Origin of the sequence: Cohnella sp. 56, assembly GCF_037963805.1 — a bacterium.
Classification (GTDB): domain Bacteria; phylum Bacillota; class Bacilli; order Paenibacillales; family Paenibacillaceae; genus Cohnella.
In genome coordinates, this window is the sequence record NZ_JAZDQE010000015.1 from 108,469 (window position 1) to 130,243 (window position 21,775).

General features: G+C 64.1%; 15 protein-coding genes. 1 reads left to right on the forward strand and 14 read right to left on the reverse strand.

Annotation, left to right across the window (positions count from 1 at the left end):
* Positions 1 to 25 precede the first annotated feature (25 nt).
* The 8 genes from VQ071_RS22890 to VQ071_RS22925 form a co-directional block, all read right to left on the reverse strand.
* Entirely contained in the window at positions 26 to 1,816 is a 1,791-nt protein-coding gene (locus VQ071_RS22890) for an L-fucose isomerase (RefSeq protein WP_340516554.1), read from the reverse strand.
* Between the two features lie 38 nt (positions 1,817 to 1,854).
* The gene (locus VQ071_RS22895; RefSeq protein ID WP_340516555.1) at positions 1,855 to 2,703 is read right to left on the reverse strand and encodes a sugar phosphate isomerase/epimerase family protein; all 849 of its coding nucleotides are present in this window, start codon (positions 2,701 to 2,703) and stop codon (positions 1,855 to 1,857) included.
* Positions 2,700 to 3,647, reverse strand: a complete 948-nt coding sequence (locus tag VQ071_RS22900) for a phosphoglycerate dehydrogenase (protein ID WP_340516556.1) — start codon at positions 3,645 to 3,647, stop codon at positions 2,700 to 2,702. Before VQ071_RS22900 ends, VQ071_RS22895 begins: the two co-directional genes overlap by 4 nt.
* A gap of 31 nt (positions 3,648 to 3,678) precedes the next feature.
* Positions 3,679 to 4,284, reverse strand: coding sequence for a glucose-6-phosphate isomerase (locus VQ071_RS22905; RefSeq protein WP_340516557.1), 606 nt, complete (start codon positions 4,282 to 4,284; stop codon positions 3,679 to 3,681).
* A 25-nt stretch (positions 4,285 to 4,309) separates the two neighbouring features.
* Entirely contained in the window at positions 4,310 to 5,254 is a 945-nt protein-coding gene (locus VQ071_RS22910) for a shikimate dehydrogenase family protein (protein WP_340516558.1), read from the reverse strand.
* Between the two features lie 96 nt (positions 5,255 to 5,350).
* Positions 5,351 to 6,886 carry a xylulokinase gene (locus VQ071_RS22915; RefSeq protein ID WP_340516559.1) on the reverse strand — a complete coding sequence of 512 codons (1,536 nt, stop codon included), beginning with the start codon at positions 6,884 to 6,886 and terminating at the stop codon, positions 5,351 to 5,353.
* 12 nt (positions 6,887 to 6,898) lie between these two features.
* The gene (locus VQ071_RS22920) at positions 6,899 to 7,942 is read right to left on the reverse strand and encodes an alcohol dehydrogenase catalytic domain-containing protein (protein ID WP_340516560.1); all 1,044 of its coding nucleotides are present in this window, start codon (positions 7,940 to 7,942) and stop codon (positions 6,899 to 6,901) included.
* A 15-nt stretch (positions 7,943 to 7,957) separates the two neighbouring features.
* Positions 7,958 to 8,977 carry a Gfo/Idh/MocA family oxidoreductase gene (locus tag VQ071_RS22925; protein WP_340516561.1) on the reverse strand — a complete coding sequence of 340 codons (1,020 nt, stop codon included), beginning with the start codon at positions 8,975 to 8,977 and terminating at the stop codon, positions 7,958 to 7,960.
* 245 nt (positions 8,978 to 9,222) lie between these two features.
* Here VQ071_RS22925 and VQ071_RS22930 point away from each other — a divergent pair, with 245 nt between their 5' ends.
* Entirely contained in the window at positions 9,223 to 10,023 is an 801-nt protein-coding gene (locus tag VQ071_RS22930) for a DeoR/GlpR family DNA-binding transcription regulator (RefSeq protein WP_340516562.1), read from the forward strand.
* Between the two features lie 421 nt (positions 10,024 to 10,444).
* On the opposite strand, the gene VQ071_RS22935 is transcribed toward VQ071_RS22930, so the two are convergent.
* The 6 genes from VQ071_RS22935 to VQ071_RS22960 form a co-directional block, all read right to left on the reverse strand.
* The gene (locus VQ071_RS22935; RefSeq protein ID WP_340516563.1) at positions 10,445 to 12,367 is read right to left on the reverse strand and encodes an ADP-ribosylglycohydrolase family protein; all 1,923 of its coding nucleotides are present in this window, start codon (positions 12,365 to 12,367) and stop codon (positions 10,445 to 10,447) included.
* Positions 12,360 to 15,494, reverse strand: coding sequence for a beta-galactosidase (locus VQ071_RS22940; protein ID WP_340516564.1), 3,135 nt, complete (start codon positions 15,492 to 15,494; stop codon positions 12,360 to 12,362). The genes VQ071_RS22935 and VQ071_RS22940 overlap by 8 nt, the downstream gene beginning before the upstream one ends.
* Before the next feature lie 17 nt (positions 15,495 to 15,511).
* Entirely contained in the window at positions 15,512 to 18,004 is a 2,493-nt protein-coding gene (locus VQ071_RS22945) for a hypothetical protein (protein WP_340516565.1), read from the reverse strand.
* A 65-nt stretch (positions 18,005 to 18,069) separates the two neighbouring features.
* On the reverse strand, positions 18,070 to 18,954 hold the full coding sequence (locus tag VQ071_RS22950; RefSeq protein ID WP_340516566.1) for a carbohydrate ABC transporter permease: 885 nt from the start codon (positions 18,952 to 18,954) through the stop codon (positions 18,070 to 18,072).
* A gap of 14 nt (positions 18,955 to 18,968) precedes the next feature.
* Positions 18,969 to 19,865, reverse strand: a complete 897-nt coding sequence (locus VQ071_RS22955) for an ABC transporter permease (protein ID WP_340516567.1) — start codon at positions 19,863 to 19,865, stop codon at positions 18,969 to 18,971.
* 81 nt (positions 19,866 to 19,946) lie between these two features.
* Complete coding sequence (locus tag VQ071_RS22960) at positions 19,947 to 21,701, reverse strand: extracellular solute-binding protein (protein ID WP_340516568.1); 1,755 nt, start codon at positions 21,699 to 21,701, stop codon at positions 19,947 to 19,949.
* Positions 21,702 to 21,775 lie beyond the last annotated feature (74 nt).

Below are 21,775 nucleotides of genomic sequence, written 5' to 3' on the forward strand. Positions count from 1 at the left end.
GCGATCCAACGAGAGCGACGCGAGATTACTTGTACAGTGGACCGTATGCCGCGCAGGCGCGGAAGTCCGCTCCCTCGGGGTCCTTCGTGCCGAACGCGCTCCAGGCGCTCGGGCGGAAGAGTCGCTTCGCGTCGATGTTGTGCATGTTGACCGGGATGCGAAGCATGCTCGCGAGCGTGATCAGGTCTTCGCCGATATGGCCGAAGCTGACGACGCAGTGGTTCGAGCCCCAATGCTCCATCACCGTATAGGCATCGTCGAACACGGGATCGCCGGGCACCAGATTCGGCGCGAACCAGGTCGTCGGCCAGGTCGGCGTCGTGCGCGCGTCCAGCGCTTCGTGCACGTCCGCGGGCAGGTCGATCGTATAGCCCTCCGCGAGCTGCAGCACCGGACCGACGCCCTCGACGAGATTGATGCGCGCCATCGTGACCGGCATATCCCCGCGCGTCAGGAAGTCGGTCGAATGTCCGCCGCCCGCGAACTGGTCCATGTACGTCGGCCGCCAGGAGGTCGCCGCGAGGCAGCGGTCGGCATCCTCCTCTGTGATCTCCCAATGCGGCTTTATCGCCGGCACGCCGTCCCGCGACATCTCGCCGGTGCCGTCGAGCGCAGCCGGCCCCGAGTTGATCAGATGCAGCACGCCGCCGGCCGCGCGGCCCTCGAGCCGATGACCCGTCACGCGCGCTACCGCCTCCGGACTCCAGTAGGCGCGCACGTCCGCGAAGATCTGGGCCGTGTTCGTCAGGTAATGCTGGAAAAGCATCGTCACGGCGTTCAGATTGTCGTTCTCCGTGGCGACGATATATGGCTCGCGGATGCCGTTCCAATCGAAGGAGCTGTTCAGCACCGCCTCCAGGAAGTCAGCGCTCGGATGATGATCCGTCCATTCCCGCTGCCCCTGGAAGCCGGAAGCGATCGCATTGTAGCCGTACGCCTCCTCCTCGTAGCCCTTTTCCGCCAGCTTCGGGTTGCCGATCATCAGGTCGCGGACGATCAGCGCCATTTTGACGACCGTCTCCCAATTGCGCGCCTTGCGGTCGTCCGGCAGCATCAATGCCTCGGGATTCGGATCGTCTCCGACGACGCATTTGTCCCGCACCCACGCCAGCGCCCTGCCGAGCTCCTCCTCGTCATAGATGCCGCGGTCGATGCGCCGGCTGACCTCGGTCATGTCGACGTAGGCGTTCTTCATGCCGAGGTACCGCTGATAGAACGAATCGTCGACGATGCAGCCGGCGATGCCCATCGACACCGAGCCGATGGACAGGTACGACCTGCCGCGCAGCAGCGCCGCGGCAAGTCCTGCGCGGGCGAACCGCAGCAGCTTCGCAGCCGCATCCTCGGGGATCGTCCGCTCGCCGATATCCTGAATATGCCGCCCGTAGATCTTGAATACCGGCAGCCCCTTCTGGTTGTGCGCCGCGTGCAGCGCGCCCATGTATACCGCGCCCGGCCGCTCGGTGCCGTTGAAGCCCCATACCGCATGCGGCAGCTGCGGGTTCGTCTCCATCGTCTCAAGCGGATAGCACCAGCCCGAGGCCACGGTCAGGATGACGCCGACGTTCGCCTTGGCGAACCGGTCGGCGCAGGCCGCCGCTTCCTTGAGACCGGAGATGCAGGTCTTGTTCACGACGCAGACGACCGGCGAGCCGTCCGGATACCGCAGCGTCCCGGACAGCAGCCGCGCGGCCGCATGCGCCAGCTCCATCGTCATGTCTTTTGTTGCCGCCTTCACCAGCTTGCGGCGATCGATGATCGGACGGATGCCGATCGTCGGGAAGCCGCTCTCGTATCGGTGGGCCAGATCCGCCATTTGTGTTCGCTCCTATGCGTCAGAGATCATGCCTGCCGTCAGGCCAGGCCGTATTGCTTCATCTTGCCTTGGATGAACCGGACGCCCTCCTCGACGAGCGCGTCTCCGCTCGGCGCGAGCTGCCGCCATACCCAGGTGTTCATGTTGTCGGTCACGTCGACGAACGACTCCAGCGCGGCGTAGCCGGTGTAGCCGATCTCCGCGAGCGCGCGGAAGATGTCGTCCCAGTCCACCAGACCCGTACCCGGGATGCCGCGGTCGTTTTCGCACAGATGATAATGAATGAGCTCGGCGCCCGCCGCCTTCGTAGCCGCGTAGAAGCTCTTCTCCTCGATGTTCATGTGATACGTATCGAGATGCAGCTTGATGTTCGGCTCGCCGATCATCTCCTTGAGCCGCAGCGCCTGTGCGCATGTGTTGACGAGATTCGATTCGTAGCGGTTGACCGGCTCCAGACCGATCTGAACCCCGTGCTCCCGCGCATAGACGGCCGCTTCGCGCAGTCCCTCTGCCGCCCAGTCCCATTCCTGCTCGTCGGGCCTTGCATTCGCGTCCTTGACATGCTGCGAGTAGACGACGCCGGACAGATTCGTCTTGCCGATGGCCGCGGTCGCCGCGACGCAGTCCTTCAAGTAGGCGATGCCGCTCGCGCGAACGGCCGGATCGGGACTCGTAATATCCGTGCCCCGCAGCAGCACCGTCGACGTCACGGCGTCGAGTCCCGCGTCCGCGAGCCGCCGCTTCACGGCGGGCGCATCGAACGTATCCAGCGTCATGAGCGGGATCTCGATGAAGTCGAGGCCGAGCCCCTTGACGCGGTCGATCAGGCCGAGCGTCTCGTTGCTCCACTGGGAGCACCAGGCATAAGCGTGAATGCCGAGCTTCATGATACGGTCACCTCCAGTTGTTCGATCAGATTGCGGGACGCGATGAGCCCCATGTTGCTGACGGCGCCTCGCGTCGATGCCGCGCAGTGCGAGCCCGCGATCAGATTGTCCAGGGCGAGCAGCTCGGGATTGTCCGGCGGCTCCTGCTCGAACACGTCGATGCCCGCTCCCCAGATCCGTCCCTCGCGCAGCGCCTCCAGCAGCGCCGCTTCGTCGATCAATCCGCCGCGAGCCGTGTTCACCAGCACCGCGGTCGGCCTCATGAGCGCGAACCGCTCGCGGCCGATCATGCCCTTCGTCTTGGCGTCGAGCGGCAGATGCAGGCTGACGAAGTCGGCTTCGCCGAGCAGCTCGTCGACCGTGTCCCTGTATGAGATGCCGAGCGCGGCCGCGCCCGCCTCGTCGCGCAGCAGATCGTAGGCGATCACCTGCATGCCGAAGCCGGCCGCCCTGCGGGCGACGGCTCTGCCGATGGCGCCGAGGCCGAGCAGTCCGAGCGTCTTGCCGTGAATGTCGATCGCGGCCTCGGCCTTCCATACGCCCTCGCGGCAGGCCCGGTCGATGACGTTGACCCGGCGGGCGACGGCCATCATCAGGGCGAACGCGAAGTCGGCGACGGCTTCCGTGTTGGAGCCGGCCGCGAGCGTGACCTTGATCCCGCGCTCCTCGGCGTACGCTACATCGATATTGTCCGTGCCGACGCCGTACTTGGAGATGACCTTGAGCCTCGGCGCCGCCTCGAGCACTTCGCGGTCGAGCGGATCGACCCCCACGATGATGCCGTCGGCGTCGGCCAGCAGCGTCTTCATCTCGTCCCTGGTCAGAATTCTGCCGTAGGGATTGTAGACGACGTCGTACCCGCGCGCCTCCAGCAGCGCGCCCGGCGCCGGGTCCGTCTTGCCGAACGACCGCGGCGTCACCACTATTTTTTTGTCGCTTCCCATCGCCTGGCCTCCTTTGCGCGGCATACGCTTTTTATTGCCACTTCGGATTGTCGAGCACGATCGGCAGCCCGTCCTGCTCGACGACGATCTTGCGATAGCCCTTCGTCTCGATCGTGCCGTAGTCGTGCCCGGCGTCCGCGCGGAATACGTAGAACGTGATCAGCGGCTCATGTCCCGTGTTGATGCTCCGGTGCGCATAGCGTCCCGGCACATAGACGGCCCGGCCCGGCTCGAACGGCTGAACGTCCCAGTCGCCCTCCGGGTTTTCCATAAGCATCAGCCCCTTGCCGCCGATGCAGTAGTACACCTCCGCCGTATCGAGGATCGTATGGAAGTGGCCTTTGGTCATGTAGTACTCGCTGCCGACCTTGCCCGGATACAGGATACTCGTGCCGAACGCCAGGTTCCCGTCGGACTCCGGAATGCCGAGCTCGTGGAATTCGTAGACGAGCGGATCGCCGCCGTCCGCGAGCAAGCGCCCGAATGCGGCGTCGTCCGCATACATGCCCTTCATTTTCGACAAATGCCGTTTGAGAGACGGCGCCGCGTCGGACAATCCGTTGTTCAGGCTGAAGTACAGGTTGAAGGGCGCCAGCGGGTTTTGCAGCGCGGCATCCGGCCCGTTCTTTTTCGTCATCGTTCTCTTTCCCCTCCCGGCTGCCCTATCGGCGCAGCTCCATCGCGATTTTCTCGAGCCGGTCGAACGTCTCGCCCTCGATCGGTACATGGAACACTTCGGAGATGACCTGCGTCCAGCCGTGGATGAAGTAGATCCAGCCATCCTCCACATGCAGCCGCCGGGCCTCCTGCTGACGGATCGCCTGATGCATGAAGTCGAGCTCGCCGCGGTAGTTAAGCTCCCAGACGAGCCCCTCGTGCGGGAATACCGCATCGTCCGTGAGCGGCGAGCCGGGCCGGTCCTTGCCGAGGCCCGTGGCGTTGACGACGAGCGAACCCGCGGGCAGCCCGGCGAGCACCGCGTCGTTGTCCTCTGGCGCCGGACAGAGCCTGTATTCGAACTTCACGGGCGTATCGATGCGGCCGAGCAGCTCGCGTGCCGAGGCGAGCCGCTGCGGGCTGCGGTTGGTGAGCACGATCGTATGCGGCACGTCGCCGCCGCGCTCGGGGGCGGTCAGATAGCTGGAGATGGCGAGTGCGCTGCCGCCTGCGCCCATGATCAGCGCATGGCCGCCGGTACGCTGCCAGTGGCCGGCCGGGACGAACGCCTCCAGCGACAGCCCGCTCGAGATCGGGTCCTTGGCATGCCCCGCGAGCTGTCCGCCAGCCTTCGAGATCGAGGAGATCTCCTCGAACGTCTCGGCATAAGGGTCGAGCGTATCGAACAGGTCCCCGGCGGCGTTGTACAGATCGATCTTGTGCGTCGTGACGAGCGCGCCGAGGGACAGCGGGTCCTCCTTGATGAATCGGACGCAATCCCGGTATGCCTCCGGCTGCGCGTGTATGGCGATGTCGATGCCGACGATCTTCGGCCCTCCGAGGCCGAGCGCCTGCGCCCATAGGGGGAACAGCTTCATGATGGACGATTGTCCGGTCGTGACGCCGATGAAGTACATCGTCGGCGATGCCGCGCTTGCGGGCAGCTTCATGGAAAATGTGGCTCCTCTCCAAGACGCGCGGGCTTGTATGCCTGCTGACGTCGGTTTTGGCGATGAAAAAGGGAGTTTATTGGTTGAAAGGGTTGGCTAGCCTTGTGTACCCAGCGTCGCGTAGAGCGTCTGCAATCCGTGCAGCGTCGTGCGATACCTGCCGGCGGCGGCGACGTATTGCCCGTGCCGGGCTTCGTCCGGCTCCAGGGACGCGCCGAGCGCCGCGAACGAATCCGCAGTCGCCGCCAGATCGGGATAAAGCCCCGTGCCGCGGCCTGCGACGAGCGCCGCGCCGACGAGCGCCGTCTCCTCCATGCGGAGCGGACGGTACGGAATGCCGAGCGCGTCGGCCTTGATCTGATTGAACAGCGTGCTGCGCGCCCCGCCGCCCGTCACATGGACCGCGTCGTACGCTCCCTTGCCGGCGAGACTCTCCAGCGTGTCCAGATAATGCTTGTATTCGTAGGCGACCGACTCCAGAATCGCCCTGTACAGATGACCGCGCTCATGCGACCAGGCCAGCCCGGTCCAGCTCCCGCGCAGCTCGGGCGTATTCGGACAGACGCGTCCGCCGAAGTGCGGCACGAAAACAAGGCCGTCGCTGCCCGGGGCGACCGAGGCCGCCAGCGCGTTCAATTCATCGTAGTCCGCGCCCGCGAGCCGCTTGTACCAGGCCAGACATTGCCCGCCGCCGTTGATATAGGCGAGCGGCGTCCACAGCCCGGGCAGTACGGAGCGGGCATAGATGAGCGTCCTGCCTGTCGTGTCGGGCCGATAGACGTCCGTGCAGCAGGACAATACCGACGCGGTGCCCGCCACGTCGAACAGCCGGCCGGGCTTCACGATGCCGGCGCCCAGCGCGGCCGCCGCGGTATCGCCGCAGCCGGCGACGATCGGCGTTCCCGCCGGCAGCCCGGCCGCTTGGGCGTACGTGGCGTCCAGCCCGCCGACGATATCCCACGGGCGGACGATGGCCGGCATCTTGGCGGCGTCGATCCCGAAGGCGCGCAGCAGCTCCTCCGACCATACGCCCGCGTTCGCGTCCGCGAAGCCGGTGAAGTGCAGATGCGTATGATCGACGAACGCTTCGTCGGCGCGTAGCCCGGCCAGCCTCCCGGCGACATAGGCGCTCGGCACCAGGAACTTGGCGATCCGCCTGTACGTCTCGGGCCGCTCCCGGCGCCACCAGATAATCTTGGGGCCGTGGGCATAGGTGACCGGGCAGCCGGTCAAGCCGATGTAGGCTTCCTCGCCCCAATCCCGGATGATCGGCATCGCGGATTCGCAGCGGCTGTCGAGCCACGAATCGTAGGGGGTGACCGCATGCCATTGCTCGTCGATGCCGAGCAGGCCGGCCATCTGACCGTCGATGCCGATCGAGGCCACGCGCTCCGGCGGTACCCCCGAGCGGTCGATCGCCGACCGGATCGCGCTCACGACCGATTCGAACATCTCGTCCGGGTCCTGCTCGACCCGGCCCGCGGCAGGCCGGATCAGGTTCGACGGTACGAACGACGTCGCGCACAGCCCGGCGTCCTCGGTGACGACCGCCGCCTTCGTGCCCTGCGTGCCGATATCGACCGCGATGATGTACGCCTTTTCCTTGCCGTCATTGCCGTCTCTGCTCTGCACGCGGCGCACCTCCTATTCGAAAACGATCAGCGTCTTGATGCCCTGCGAGCTGCCGGCATAGGCCAGCGCCTCATCGAAGCGGTCGATGCCGTAGCGCGCGGACACGAGCTTGCCGACATCGAGGATGCCGCTCGCGATGAACTGCAGCGTCTTGCGGAAATGATAGTTGTTCGCCTTCGTGCTGCCCGTGACGACCAACTGCTTGTAATGAATCAGGTTCGTATCGAGCGCGACATGCCGGGCGTCCTTGGGCAATCCGCCGAAAAAATTGATCCGGCCGTTCATGGCGGCCACCTCTACCGCAACCTGCTGGGCTTCGGGAGATGGATTGGCGGTCACGACGACGTCGGCGCCTCTGCCGCCCGTCAGCTCCAGCATCCGCTCCTTCAGCCCGTCCGCGGGCACCGCGATGAACGTAGGATCGATCTCGCGTCCGAGCGCGAGCCGGCCGGACGAGCGGTTGCTCAGGAACACGCGGCCTGCGCCCGACATCTTGGCGAGCGATGCGTACATGAGGCCGATCGGGCCGGCGCCGATGATCAGCACGTCGTCCCCGGCGCGGATCGGGCATTGCGCGATGCCGTTGTACACGCAGGACAGCGGTTCGTTGACCGCCGCCTGGTCGAACGAGACGTGATCCGGCAGCAGGGCGACATTGCCGAAGCGCAGCGCCTGCTCGGGGATGCGCACGAACTCGGCGAAGGCGCCGTCCGACTGCACGCCGAGCGCTTCGTAATTCGCGCACAGATGCTGATCGCCGCGGATACATTCGCCGCAGACGCCGCAGCCGATATTGGGCGCGACGGCGACGCGCATCCCCGGACGGTAGCCGCTGACGAGATCGCCGACCTCGGCGATCTCGCCGCTCAGTTCGTGCCCGAGCGTCCGCGGCGTCTCGGGCGAGATGCCCGGATAGCCGCCGCGGATCATCCGCATGTCCGTGCCGCAGATGCCCGCGCTGCGGACGCGTACGAGAATCTCCCGCTCGGAGATGACCGGCTTCGGCACTTCGCATACGCGAATGTCCCCGGGGCCGTACAGTCTGGCCGCTAGCATACTTTGACCTCCTCCTTAGAGCTTGACCGGCGCGCCGGTCCTGATCGAGGCGTTGCCCGCCTCGACGACGCGGACGGCCATCTTGCCGTCGTGTCCCGTCACCCGGGGCGGGCGGCCTTCGAGGATCGCGGCGACGAAGTCGGTATCCTCGGCCAGATAGGCATCCTTGAACAGCGAGCGCCAGCTATTCATGAAGGGGCGGCGGAGCAGCCGGTCCGGGCCTGCGACGATCGTCGTCTTTTCATGTGTCTGGCCGAGGAAGATGACGCCCTCCGTGCCCAGTATCTCGACGCGGCTGTCGTAGCCGTAGCGGACCGCCAGCGCGCCGTCGATGCTCGCCTGCCTGCCGTTCGCGAAGCGGGCCGCGAGCGTCACGTTATCGTAGAAGTCGGGATACTCGGCCGCGATATGCCGGCTGCGGTAGTTGCCGCCGATCGCGTACACCTCCGACACTTCGGCGCCTGCGAACCAGCGGATCGTATCGATGTCGTGGCTGTTGACCTCTGCGAGCGGACCGTTGCTTTTCGCCAGGTCGTACATCCACGGCATCGGCTCGCTCGGCCCCCGCGTGAGCGACTTCACGAGCACGACCTCGCCGATAGCCCCGTCGTCGATCGCCCGCTTCGCTTCGGTGAAGCTCTCGTCGAAGCGCCGCATGAACGCGACCTGCAGCGTGACGTTCGCCGCCTCGCACGCGGCGATCATCTCCTCGCATTCGCGCTCGTTCATCGCCATCGGCTTCTCGCAGAGCACATGCTTGCCGGCGCGGGCGGCGGCCACGACGATCTCGCGGTGATAGATCGTCGGCGTCACGACCACGACCGCATGAATGCCGTCGTCCTCCAGCGCCTGCTTGTAGTCGGTATAATATCGCTCGACCTCAAGCGCCTGCGCAGCCTTCTCCGCCGCCTCGCGGTTCGGATCGACGATGGCCGCCAGTCTGGCATGCGGCACGTTTCTGCGGAAGTTGGCGGCATGAATCATGCCCGCTCTCCCCGCTCCGATAATGCACACGCCGATATCCCCCTGCTGCATCTTGCGCGTTCACCTCTTTTAAATGGATGTTATTTATTGTTGTTATCGCTGTCATATGTTATCTTTTTGATAATCGGTGGCGTTGATTTTGCTAAATTATCGCCGCGTCCACCGAGGTTATCATGCGAAGCAACAACATATGATTATCATTTATTATAAGTTAGTGCCGTATTGTCTTCGATTGCACATTTTTGCGATCCGTTGATCAAATTTGCGTATTATGATTCAGTCAAAGGGAGATTGCGATGAACGAAGAAAATGCGGACGTCATGTTCGCCGAAGAACGGCAAGCCGCCATCGCCAGGCTGATCCGCGAAAAAGGAAAGGTGCTCGTGCCCGAGCTGGTCGGCCGCTTCAAGATGTCCCCCGCGACGATTCGCAACGATCTGCGCGACCTCGAAGCGCGCGGGCAGATCAAGCGGACGCACGGCGGCGCCATCCCGGGCGACGCCGCCCGCGTCGGCTACGAGCTCGACAACAACGGGAAAACGGTCAAGGAGCTGCGGCTCAAAGCGGTCATCGCCGCGAAGGCCGCCAGTCTCGTCGAGGACGGAGATATCGTCATTCTGGACGCGGGCATCACGACCAGAGAAATGAGCAAGCATCTGTACGACAAAAAAAACTTGACCGTCATCGTGAACGATATCGAGATCGCCGCCATTCTGGAAAAATTCGAGGGCGTCAGCGTCGTCGTCATCGGCGGCATGCTGCGCCGCAACTTTCACTGCACGGTCGGTCCGCTGGCCGTCAAGCTGCTCTCGGAGCTGAACGTCGACAAAGTGTTCCTCGGCACCAACGGCTTCAGCGCAAGCAAAGGCTGCACGACGCCGGACATGAATCAGGCGGAGGTCAAGCGGACGATGATCCAGATCGCCACCCAGGTCGTGCTGCTCTGCGACAGCGCCAAGATCGGCAAAAATTCGTTCGTGCAATTCGCCGAGCCGAGCCGGATCGACCTGATGATCACCGACAGCCTCATTTCACGGCAGCATCTCGACGAACTCGCGGAGACCGGGCTCGAGGTTATGGTCGAGCCGGTCGAATAAGCGTACGAGAAGCCGATTTTGTCCACGCTTTATTTGCAGCTCCACTCCACTCTCCTTGCCGGCACGGGCGAGACGGTCGCTTGAGCGCAAAAGGGAAGACGAAAATATAAAAGCCTGCATACGCGCAGGCTTTCCGTTGACCAAGCGGACCTTTTGTTTAAATGCCCTCATCCATACATCTTTTGAGCTCCGAATTCGGCAATCCTTTGATGTTTTAAGGCAAAAGCCTGCAGTTTCGCAACTTTTTCCGCCCAATGTCGCCGGAACGCTGCAAAGGATGTATATACGCAGGCATTTTAATCAGACCTACACACGGTCCGAGCGCACCCACTCTTTTTTCGCAATTTACAGACAGCCAAAGAGAACCGCCAGGACAATTATTCCTGACGCTTTTCTTCATAAGCTGTGCCCGACCGTCAGCTCAAGCCTCTTCGCCGACCGGCGTGAACACGAGATCGATATAAGGGAAATATGGTCCGGGCTGCACGACCTCCATAGGCGAGACGAGCAGCACATGGACGCTCGGCAGCTTGCCCGGCGCGGCGGCCGCTTCGATCAGGAGGCGATAAGTGCCTGCGGCCGCTTCGAACTGGGCGGTCTGCTCCGGATGCGAGCGGTGATATGCGGGCATATACGGCAGCGCGGCGCCGCAATCGATGACCGGCCGGCCGTCCCAGTAGGCGCTGACGGGCGTGTCGGCCGCGGCGATGAGCCGGATCGTGCGGCCGGTCGGCACCTCGACCGACGTCTCGGCGCGATAGACGCCCCCTGCTCTCTGCCCGGCGACAGACTCGAACACGATGCGGTCGCCCGCTCCCGCCGCTGCGGCCTCCTGCCCGCCGGGACCGGCGATCCGCCACGGCCTCGCCGCCGCGAGCGCGATCGGCAGCCGCTCCTCGCGCCATACATAGCCGTTGTGCTCGCGCACGACGGAGAGCGCCAGCTCGTACGAGGCGGCGATCTCTCCGCCCGCCCGCACGGTCCATTCGCAGCGCCGCGTCCCGCCGGGCGCCAGCTCGAAGGCTTCCGCTGCCGGGAGCTGCCAGCCTGCCGGGCCGGTCAGCGAGAGCCGGCCGAACCAGCCGGCCGTCGAACCGTTCGTCAGCGCGACGGCGATCGTCTTGGCCGCGCCCGGCGCGATGGCGGGGCCGTCCGCACCGTAGTCGACGGCGATCGCGAGCGCTTCGTCGGCCGCTGCGCCGCGAGGCAGAGTGAAGCGGCTCTCGAAGGCGGACGGCAGGTCCGCCGCCCCGTTCGCGCCGTTCGCCCCATTCGCGCCTGCCGCGCCTTCCACGCGCAGCTCGGGCCAGGCGCCGTCCGCATCCGGCCCGAGCGCGACGCCGGTGCGCCAGTACGCGGCCACCTCCCGGGCGACCGCCATCGTGCGCGCCGTCAGCTCGCGAAGATCCCGCGGCGCGCGGAAGCCCTTGATGGCCGGGCTGATGACGACCCGCTCGCCGACCGGGTCGACCCAGCGCGCCGGGAAGATGCCGGTGCCGTGGATAATGCCGAGCAGCGCGCCGAGCGTGGCGGCGGTGCAGTCGGTGTCGTAGCCGCAGTTGACCGCCTTCAGAATCGCATCCTCGAAGTCCTCCCCGTACAGCCAGCCGAGCACCGTGAACGCGATGTTCTGCGGCGCGTCGGTGAAGTTGTCGCTGCCGTAGTCGCGCAGAATGCGCGAACGCGCTTCGAGCCAGTCGCAGCCCTCGCCGTGCCAGCCGATCAGCGCGCGGACGGCCTGCGCCGTCCGGCATTCCCGCGGGATATAGCTCAGCCCGATCGCGAGCAGCTTTTCCCGATCCGGCTCCACGAAGGCAGCGCTCTGCATCGCGGCAAAAAACATCTCTCCGTAGACGCCCTCGCCGCCGGCATGATCGACGGTCGCGTCCTCATAGGCGTAGCGCGCGGCTACGCCGGGCGCACCGGGCGCCGCCATCGCCCAAATCTCCGAGCGGATCGGCGAGCCCATGCAGTCCGCGAACGGATTGCCGTACGAGCCCGAGAGCGGCGGCATGAGCCCTCTGCGGAGATTCGCCAGCGCGTAGCCGAACTCGTCGAACGGGAAAAACACATGCTCCAGCCATTCCTGCGCCAGCTCCCGCGCCGTCAGACGCGGGCCGTATTGCTCCAGCGCATGCAGCCACACAAGCTGCAGGTCGAGATCGTCGTTCTCGAGCGGCCCGTCGGGCAGCGTCGGATAATAGGTCAGATCGAGCAGCCTCATCTCCCCTTCCAGCGGCGTGCCGAGCGTGCCTCCGATATTTTTGCCCAGCCAGCCGCCGAACACTTTGTCCGCATACGTTTTCTCGTCCCAGATGCGCCTTGGCGCCTCGGCATTAGCCATCGTTTTTTGTTCCCCCTTCGGATATGGTGGTTCGGGTGTAGGACAGCACTTCGACGTCGTGCGAGGCGACGGGCACGCGCACCGTGCCGCCCGCGACGACCGCCGCCAATTGGGCTGTCGGCGACGTCAGCGAGTGAAGCTGCCCCGCCTCGGCGAATTCAAGCTCGGCCGCCGCCGCGCCGCCCTCGTTCAGCAGCACGAGCAGCTCGCCTTGCGGAAACGTCAGCCGCCGCAGGCGAAGCCGTCTGTCGCTGTTCGCCAGGCGCACGGGCTGCTGCAGCCTGCCGTCCAGCCAGCCCGCGAGCAGCGCGAGGCCGTCCGCCGACGGACTCGCGAAGTAGCGCTGGAACAGCAGCGTGCCGATCCGGATCGCTGCGCCTGCGCCGTGCCTGCGGATCGTCGCGGCGACCGCCCCGCTCTCCTCGAAGCGGGCGATCGGCTCCGCATCCAGCACCGCGAGCGGCAGCCGGTAGAACCAGCCATCCACCCGCGCGCCGTCCGGCTCGAACCGGATGCCCAGACCTTCCCGCGCCGTCTCCAGCTCTGCGGCCCGTGCGCCGAACAGCGCCCCGGCATCCGCGAGCGCCTCGCGGTCGACGCCGCCGTCTGCGTTTTTCATGCCGAGCAGGCCGTCTCCGACGACGAGCCCGCCGCGTGCGGCGAAGTCCGCCAGCGCCGCCGTCTCCGCGCGCCCGAGGACGATCGCGCCGGGGACGATGACCGCCGCCGCGCCTGCCGGCACACCGTCCTGCCGCAGCCGCTTTTCGTTGATGAAGCCCGCTGGTATCGACAGATCGGACAGCATCAGATACGCGCCTGCGATCGCATCGAGATACATGTTCGCATTGCGCGGATCGGACGGATCGCTGCCGGAGCCTTCGGCGTTGCCCAGCGCGCAGGAAGCCTCCGAATACAAAATATAGACGCACGGCGCGGTCGCCCCCGCGCCGGCGAACAGCTCCGCCTCCCGTTCCAGAATCGAAGCCGTCTCGCGCACGGCTGCCAGGCGCGGGGAGGGCTCGCCGAGCTGGTCGAGCAGCGACCATTCGGCGGCTTCGTAGCCGCCCTTGCGGGCGTTGAAGCACCAGAAGACGACCGCTCGCGCGCCGGCACCGATCCCCTCCCAGATCCACTGCCGGATCTCCGCCGGCGCCGGACAATGGGCGACGCTCGCCGAATAGAGCGTCGGGCCTCCCTGCAGCTCTGTCACCCAGAACAGCTCATCCGTCCGTCCGGAGGCGCTGCGGGTCAAGTCGGCGAAAAACGCGACCGACTGGCCCCACCTCCGCTCGGGGAACCGCAGCGAATGCCAGGCCGGATGCGCGGAGCAGCCGAGGAAGTCGACCGACTCGCTCTCCGCCCATACCGATTGGCCCGATTGCTGCATCTCGCCCTGCAGGTTGTGCGGATTGATATGCACGGGATGGACAGCGTCCCATCTGCGCACCTCGTCCCTGATGAAGCGCAGTATCGAATTCAGGTTGTCGACGGAGAAGCGCGCCCAATCCGTCCGCTCCGCGAACGAGATGAACGGCAGCTCGTGGCCGTCCGCTCCGGCACCCTGCGCCGCCAACTGCTCGAAGCTGGCGAACTTCCAGTAGGAGATTCGATTGTAGGCTTCGATAGTGCCGTATACACTGCGCGCATACTCGGCATACGCCGCCATCGCCTGCGGTCCTCTCCTGATCTTGCGGGACGGCTCGTTCCACAATATCCACGAATGCAGCGCCGGGTGGCGCGCATACCGCTGCACGACGGCGCCGATGTATACGCTCATTCGCGCCCGCTGCGCAGATTCGTCCAGGTTGGCGATGCCCTGCGGACCGTCCGTCATGCGCAGCCAGCCCGGCGGGCTGACGACCATCAGCGTCGGCACGACGCGAAGCCCACGGGCCTCGGCCTCGTCGAAGCAGGCGTCGTATACCTCGAAGCGCCAGTCCCCCTGCGTCGGCTCAAGCTGCTCCCAGATCATGAACAGCCGGATCAGCTTCAAGCCGTGGTCGGCCATCTGCCGCACCCAGGCTCTGACCTCCTCCGGGGTATCCTCCGCATTGATGAATAGCTGACTGCCAAGCTCGACCGGCGCGGACGGCGGCTCGTACGAATACGGCTTCGTCTGACCGAACAGTCCGATCAACGCCTCGGCATACAACGCATGCCCGTAGACGGACGGATGATTAACGTGATTAACAAGCAAGCTCTCATACGTCTTGCCCGCATCGATCGCTGCGAGGAAGAGACGCTGCGCATCGGCCACCGCGACGCGGCGTTCGGCGCCGATGCGCCGTATCGTCTGCGCGTACGCCAGGACGTTCGGGCTGGCATGCCGCCAGCGCGGATTCGGCAGGCAGGGCGTCAGCAGCGCGATCCCGGCGTCCGTCCGCGCGCGGATCGCATCGATCATCGCCGTCAGATGCTCCGCGAACCTATCCGTGGGCACGAAGTTGCCTCCATCGTCCGTCAGGTTCTGGTCGTTCATGCCGAAGCCGATGACGACCAGATCCCAGCGCGCCGTCCCGTCAGATGAGAGCAATCGCGCCAGACCCTGACCGCTGCTCTCGCCGCCGACCGCCCGATTGTCCAGCTCGATATGCGCGGCCGGATAACGCGCGGCGAGCTCGCGCACGAGCCGACCGGCGAAGGAGCGGCCGCGATCGGCCAGATCCGAGCCGAGGCAGATGCTGTCGCCCAGCACGCCGATCTTGAACGGGCCGCCGCGGCTTAGCCTGCGAAGCGAAGCTTCCAGATGCCCGGCGCCGGCTTGAACCGTATCCTCGGATGCGGCGCCCGGACCGTCTTCATTTTCATTTTCATATTCATAGTCGCCATATACCATGAAGGATCTGCCGGGCGCCCTCCAATCCCGTATATGATCGAACGGCTCCAGTCCGTAGAACGGATGCGCTTCGCCGCCGGGCAGCCTGCCGTCCGGCAAGCGGACGATCTCGCCCTTGGCCGCGTCCACGGCATAATCCACGCCCTCCAGGTACCAAGTCTGGTCCGGATGCCCGACTTCCTCATGGCTCCTCAGCTTCAAGCTGCCGGGCCGGAGCGGGCGATGGCGGCACCGCTGCGGGACCTCGCCCGCAAAATAAAACGATTCGTCCTGTTGCGCCGACCAAGTCATGCCCTCTCTCCTCCTCCTCACCACGACACGTCGAGCGTGCCGCTGACGCCGCGCAGGCGCAGCACGCCGTCCCCCGCTTGCGCCTCGGCGAGCGCCTCGCCGATTCCCGTCACGGCGCCGTCGAGCTTGACCTCGATGCGGCCGCCGGCGAGCGCCGCCGGCGGCGGGCAGACGGCGACAGCCGCCTCCTTCAGCCCGGCGACGGTGAGCGTTCGCTTCGCGAGAATCGCGCGGCTCGGTGCGGGCTGGTTCTCCCGGCACCAGATACGCGTATGCTCCGCCTGGTCGACGAAGATCCGGCATTCGTCGCGGAAGCCGCGATAGCCTGCGAATTCCCCGGGGCCCGGGCCAGCGACGACCGTATGGCCGACCGGGACCGGCACGCCTTCCGGGAAGCGGAGCTTCAGCCTTACGGTCGTGTCCTGGCTGCACCCGGCGAACCAATAGCCGCCGTCGTGGCGCGATACGAGCAGCAGCGCTTCGCGCGAAGCCGGGTCATGCTTTTCCTGCAGCAACGTATAGCCGAACGATTGCAGCATATAGCGCAGCAGCACCGCAGCGTCCGCCCACTCGGCGGCCTGCCGCTGCGGCAGATGGGTCACGCCCGCCGCCTCGTACGGCAGCGACCCGCGAACCCAGGCGACGGTGCCGCCGCCCCATGCGGGCAGCGACCGCCGCAGCGCGAATACGCGGCTGCCTCCTTCGCCTTTCGCCTCCGCGCATACCTCGGTGTGCGAATCCGCCGCATCCAGCAGCGTCTCGGCCAGGCCGCCGTCGCCGATGTCCGCGCGGTGCCTCAGCCTGCGCGAATGCCGCGCCGTGCCGCCGTCCGGCGTATGCCATATGTCCTCCGCGAATAGATGGGACAGCTCGAAGTCGCCTTCCAGCGGTTCAGCACGCCGCAGATTGAGCAGCCCGAGCAGCGCCGGCTCGCGAACGTCGCCGTACAGCAGCAGGTTCGCTCCCCGCTCCAGCATGCCGCGCACCGTCGCGGTACCCGCCTCGTCCAGCCAGGCGGTCGACGCTACGAGCACCGTATTCCCGAGCTTGGCGAGCGCCGTCTCGTCCATCGCCGCGAGCGTATCCGTGCCGAGCACCGCGTTCAGCGGGAAGCCCTGGTTGATCGCATTGCGAATGAACCAGTCATGGAAAAAGATGCGCGGCGCCGCCTGCCGATCCTCGGCCAGCGCGTTCAGCTCGCGGAACGGATAAAGCCAGGTCGCGAGTCCCGGCCGGTCGGGGGCGGATTCGTATGCCCGGCGAATATGCGGGACGATCTCCGCCGGGTCCTCCGCCCGCAGCTCCCCCCGCTCCGTGTCGACCGTGAGAATCTCGACGATGCCGGCCGACTCCATCTCCCCGTCCCGGCCGATGCGGGCGGCGGACAACGGAATGTAAATGTCGTGTGGCTGGCGGTCGTAGTAGTCCCGCCACGGATTTTGCCAGAACCACGGATCGTTCGCGTAGAAGCGGAACGGATACGTGGTGCCCGGCAGCTCCGCGATCCGCGACAGGAAGCCCGTCAGCTCAAGCCCGAAGTCGTAGTTCAGGGCGCCCCAGGGCGAATTCGGCGGCGGATAAGCCAGATAGCCGTCCTCGTACAGCGCCCGCAGCGGGATGCAGTCCTTCGCCAGATCCATGCCCGTACCGTAGTTCGTGCCGCGGATCTCGGTGCGCTTGTCCGGGCACTCGGCCTTGAAGGCCCGCCAGAAGGAGAGCGCCTTGTCGGACAGCTCGGCGGGATCGGCCTTGCCGAACGTCGTGCCGTCATAGTGCGCACCCAGGTAAGTCCAAGGGAAATAGGACACGCCGAAGCCGTTCGAAAACCAAATATAATCGAATCCGATCGCAGGCAGATAGGAGGCGCACTGCTTGCCGAGGAAGGTGCCCAGCGGCGTTCCCTCGGGGATGCCGTTCGGATAGGCGGCGTAGGCACGCCGGTCTGCCAGAAGGCGCGACCAGGCGCATGCGACCGTGTAATGCGCGTTGAGCGTGATCGTCTCCCCGCCCAGCTCGGCGACATTCATCTCCGGATGCCTGACGTATTTGAAGTCCGAATAGGCGAACTCAGGACCCGCGTCGAAGGTCGCGCCGACCTCCATCGGCAGTCCGTGCCGCTCCGCGGCGACGCGCTTCAGCGCGGCCACGATCCGCTTCAGGTCCGCATAAGTCAGCTCGGCCGGATCGTCGATATACGGCTTCGCGATATGCGGCGCGGTCTTGTCCCGGGTGTGGGTGAACTGCTCGGGATTGGCAAAGCCGACATAACGCCCCCATTCGAAGCGATCCGCCAGTTCCCCTCTCCACTCCAGAATCTCGCTGCCGTCCGACGCCCACAGCAGCACGGTCGCCGCATCGGCCATGTCAAGCAGCGGCGACCACTGCCGCAGTGCCTCGGTGCAAGTCTCTTCAATAGAGACGTCGTCCAGCCGCTTGAACGGCTTGAGACTCATCTCCAGCGTTACGCGGCTGAGCCGCTTCCCCTCCTTCGGGGATGAATGATTTGTCATGAAACCGGTTGCCTCCTTATGCTTGACGCAGTTCTGATCGCATCTCTCCGCGGGTGCCCCCATGCTTATTCCTTGACGCTGCCGAGCACGATGCCCTTGGTGAAGTAGCGCTGCAGGAACGGATACACGCACAGGATCGGCAGCGCGCCGAGGAAGATCTGGGCGGCTCTGGCCGTGCGGTCGGATATGAGCTTGAGCGTCTCGACGTCCGTGTTGGACTTCACGAGCGTATCGAGTCCGACGATGATCGTGTACAGATAGCTCTGGAGCGGATAGTGCGTCGGCGAGTTCATGAACAGAATGCCGTCGAACCAGGAGTTCCAGTGATTGACGAGGCAGAACAGCGTCAGCGTGGCGAGCGACGGCGTCGACAGCGGCACGTAGATCCGCCACAGGATGAGCCATTGGCCGGCGCCGTCCACGACGGCGGCTTCCTCAAGCTCCTTGGGCAGACCTCTGAAAAAGTTGAGCAGGATGACGATGTTGAACACATTGACAGCCGGCACGAGGACGAGCGCCCAGATCGAATCGATCAGACCGAGCGACCGGACGGTCATATAGAGCGGGATGATGCCGCCGCCGAACAGCATCGTGAATACGAATATCCAGACGTAGACGGCTCTCCCCTTGAACGCCGAGGCTTCCTTGGACAGCGGATAGGCGACCAGAATCGTGATCAGCATGTTGACGACGACACCGAGCGCCAGCCGCTTCACGGATACGCCCATCGAACGGAGGAACTCGGGTTTGCTTAATATGAACTTGTACGATTCCCAGTTGAAGCCGACCGGCCACAACGTTACTTTGCCGGCCGAGACGGCCGCGTTGGAGCTGAGCGACATGGCCAGCAGTTGGACGAGCGGCAGTATGCACATGATGGCCAGAACGATCAGCAGCGCATAGTTCGCGGCGTTAAATACTTTTCTGGGCCAGGCTGCATATTCCGGCATAGCGATCCCTCCGGTTAAAAGATTCTATAATTCGCGAAACGGTAGGCCAGCGTATAGGATATGGAGATCAGCACGAGGGAAACGACGGATTTGAACAAGCCGACGGCCGTCGCTACGCCATATTGCGCGTCGATCATGCCGATCCGGTAGACGAAGGTGTCGAGGATGTCGCCGCTCTCGTAGACGAGCGGACTATATAGATTGAATACCTGGTCGAATCCGGCATTCAGAACGTTGCCGATGCTCAGTGTAGCCATCAGGACGATGATGGGCGTCATGCCGGGCAGCGTGATGTTGCGGGTCTGCTGCCACCTGTTCGCGCCGTCCACCGTGGCTGCTTCGTACAACGAAGGGTTGATTCCGGTGATGGCTGCCAGATAGACGATCGTACTGAAGCCGAATTCCTTCCACTCGTTGGAGAACACCAGCGTGAACGGGAACCAATGGTTGTCTCCGAGAAAAAAGATGGCAGGCAGTCCGAGTCCTTTGATGACCGCATTGACGAGCCCTTCGCTCGGAGACAAAATATCGATGAGAATGCCGCTTAAAATGACCCATGACAAAAAGTGAGGCAAATAGATCAGCGTCTGAATCCAGCGTTTCCACACCTGCTTGCCGATCTCGTTCAGCAACAGGGCGACGGTGATCGGCACGATCAGGCCGACGATGATTTTCATCACGGCGATAAATACCGTATTCCAGAGCACACGGTATACGTCGGGCGTATCGAGCACATAGCGGAAATTGTCCCAGCCGATCCAGGGGGAATGAAACAAACCTCTGTTCGGCATATAATTCTGAAAAGCGATGACGATGCCGGCCATCGGGTAGTAACAAAAAATCAGTACGCCGACGAGCCCGGGAACGACCATCAAATGAAAGGGCCACTGCGTCCGCCAGTTTCGCATCATTTCTTCCAGCTCCTTCTCCGCCGAATATCTGTAAGAGACAGCAGAAAGGGACGGAGCCAGAGCCCCGCCCCCACCTGTTCGTTATTTCGCGGCATTCACGACATCGTTGACTTCTTTGGTGATCGCGTCTCCGCCGAGCTTGTTAAAGTCCGCGACGAACTTGTCGAACTCGTCGACAGAGGCATCGCCCATGATGATCTTGGTGAATGTCTCCATCTCTTTCTTTTTCAGCGTCGGCAGCTTATCCGCCATCGTCGGCGTCGCCGACAGCTGGAATTGGTCGTAGACTCCGCCGCCGTTCTGGTCGTAGTAGTCGACGACGCCGTAGCTGCCGCCTTCGCCGACAATCAGGTTAAGCTGCCATTGCGTATCGTCGCCGTCTTTGAACTTTTTCAGATTTTCTGCGGTCAGCTTGGCGGCCGTCGTCGCCTTGCTGTCGTCGCCGGTCTTGAGCAGCGCTTGCGTGGAGCGATAGTTGTCCAGGTTCTGATTCATCGGATCGGAGATTACCGGTGCGAATTTGGCAGCCATGACTTTGGTCGTGGGGTCGGTCGAATACGGATCTTTCTTGACCGTATAATCCGTCTCGTAGCGTTCCTTCACGTAAATGTTCAGCAGCTTCACTGCCGCCTCAGGATTTTTGGCGCCCTTCTTGACGACGTAAAAGGAATTCGCCGTATCGAACAGCTGAGGCGTGGCTTTTTCGGCGTCCGAGGATACGATCGGCAGCACTTTCCACTGGGCTTTGGGATCGTTGGTATGACTCACATTGTGAATGTATACGTCTGCCACGAAGCCGTAAGCGAGGCCGATCTTCCCTGCGCCGATCTCTTCGGCGATCTTGGAGGACGGCTTGACGCCGAATTCCTTGTCGATCGCGCCGGACTTGTACAGGTCCTGCAGCGCAGCGAGCGCCGTCTTGATCTGGGGCTGCGTCGAACCGAAGGCGAGATTGCCGGAAGCGTCCTTCACCCAAATATCCGGGTAAGCGTGGAATCCGTTCATGAAGCCGCGCAGCGAGCCTTGGCCGTAGTTGAAGAAGTCATTGTCTACGCCAAGTCCGAACGTATCCTGCTTGCCGTTCTGGTCCGGATCCTGCGTGGCGAACGCTTTGGCGGTCTTGATCAAGTCGTCCATCGTCTTCGGCTCGGGCAGGTTCAGATTTTTGAGCCAATCCGTGCGGACGTAGATCATCTCGGCCGTGCTGCTGCCACCGTTAGCGAACGTCCGCGGAATGGCGTATTGCTTGCCGCCGAATGTCGCCGCTTTGATCCCGACGCCGCCATCCTGGGACAGCATATCCTTCAGTCGTGCGGAAGCGTATTTGTTGTAGATATCCGTCAGATCCTCCAGCATGTCCGCGTCTACGAGCCGCTTCAGCTCTTCCCGGTTGACTTCTACGAAGTCGGGCAGATCGCCGGATGCGATCGTAACGTTCAGCTTCTGATGGTACTGCGTTGAGTCGACGATCCAATTATTTTTAACCTTGATGCCATAGTCGCTCTCGAACAGCTTGGTCCAAATGTTCGAATCCAGCGAATCGCCTGCCGGGAACTTGATCGTCGCGTCGGTCGACCGCACGGTCGTGACCTCGATCGGCGGATCGTACTTGGCGAATGCGTCTCCGCCATCGGCAGAAGCGGCAGGCGATGCCGACGCCGTCGCTGCGGCCGTGGGCGATGCCGATGCGCTGCCCGAAGCCGTCGCGGATGCCGAAGGCGACGCGCCGTTATTGTTGTTATTGTTGCCGCAAGCGCTTGCAAGAAGTGCGGTCAGCGTGAGCAGCGTGACCGTTGCCGTGCTTTTTCTAATCCTCTGTTTGCTCTGCTTGTTCATTGCTTATCCCCTCTCGGCATGTTCGTTCTTGTTTACGTTTTTATTATAAATCCGGGGGATTTTGCGGCGATACG

Bases quoted from the DNA above. Each gene is read 5' to 3' on its own strand.
- VQ071_RS22890 (WP_340516554.1), bottom strand. From the start codon at position 1,816: ATGGCGGATCTGGCCCACCGATACGAGAGCGGCTTCCCGACGATCGGC.
- VQ071_RS22895 (WP_340516555.1), bottom strand. From the start codon at position 2,703: ATGAAGCTCGGCATTCACGCTTATGCCTGGTGCTCCCAGTGGAGCAAC.
- VQ071_RS22900 (WP_340516556.1), bottom strand. From the start codon at position 3,647: ATGGGAAGCGACAAAAAAATAGTGGTGACGCCGCGGTCGTTCGGCAAG.
- VQ071_RS22905 (WP_340516557.1), bottom strand. From the start codon at position 4,284: ATGACGAAAAAGAACGGGCCGGATGCCGCGCTGCAAAACCCGCTGGCG.
- VQ071_RS22910 (WP_340516558.1), bottom strand. From the start codon at position 5,254: ATGAAGCTGCCCGCAAGCGCGGCATCGCCGACGATGTACTTCATCGGC.
- VQ071_RS22920 (WP_340516560.1), bottom strand. From the start codon at position 7,942: ATGCTAGCGGCCAGACTGTACGGCCCCGGGGACATTCGCGTATGCGAA.
- VQ071_RS22925 (WP_340516561.1), bottom strand. From the start codon at position 8,977: ATGCAGCAGGGGGATATCGGCGTGTGCATTATCGGAGCGGGGAGAGCG.
- VQ071_RS22930 (WP_340516562.1), top strand. From the start codon at position 9,223: ATGAACGAAGAAAATGCGGACGTCATGTTCGCCGAAGAACGGCAAGCC.
- VQ071_RS22935 (WP_340516563.1), bottom strand. From the start codon at position 12,367: ATGGCTAATGCCGAGGCGCCAAGGCGCATCTGGGACGAGAAAACGTAT.
- VQ071_RS22940 (WP_340516564.1), bottom strand. From the start codon at position 15,494: ATGACTTGGTCGGCGCAACAGGACGAATCGTTTTATTTTGCGGGCGAG.
- VQ071_RS22945 (WP_340516565.1), bottom strand. From the start codon at position 18,004: ATGACAAATCATTCATCCCCGAAGGAGGGGAAGCGGCTCAGCCGCGTA.
- VQ071_RS22950 (WP_340516566.1), bottom strand. From the start codon at position 18,954: ATGCCGGAATATGCAGCCTGGCCCAGAAAAGTATTTAACGCCGCGAAC.
- VQ071_RS22955 (WP_340516567.1), bottom strand. From the start codon at position 19,865: ATGATGCGAAACTGGCGGACGCAGTGGCCCTTTCATTTGATGGTCGTT.
- VQ071_RS22960 (WP_340516568.1), bottom strand. From the start codon at position 21,701: ATGAACAAGCAGAGCAAACAGAGGATTAGAAAAAGCACGGCAACGGTC.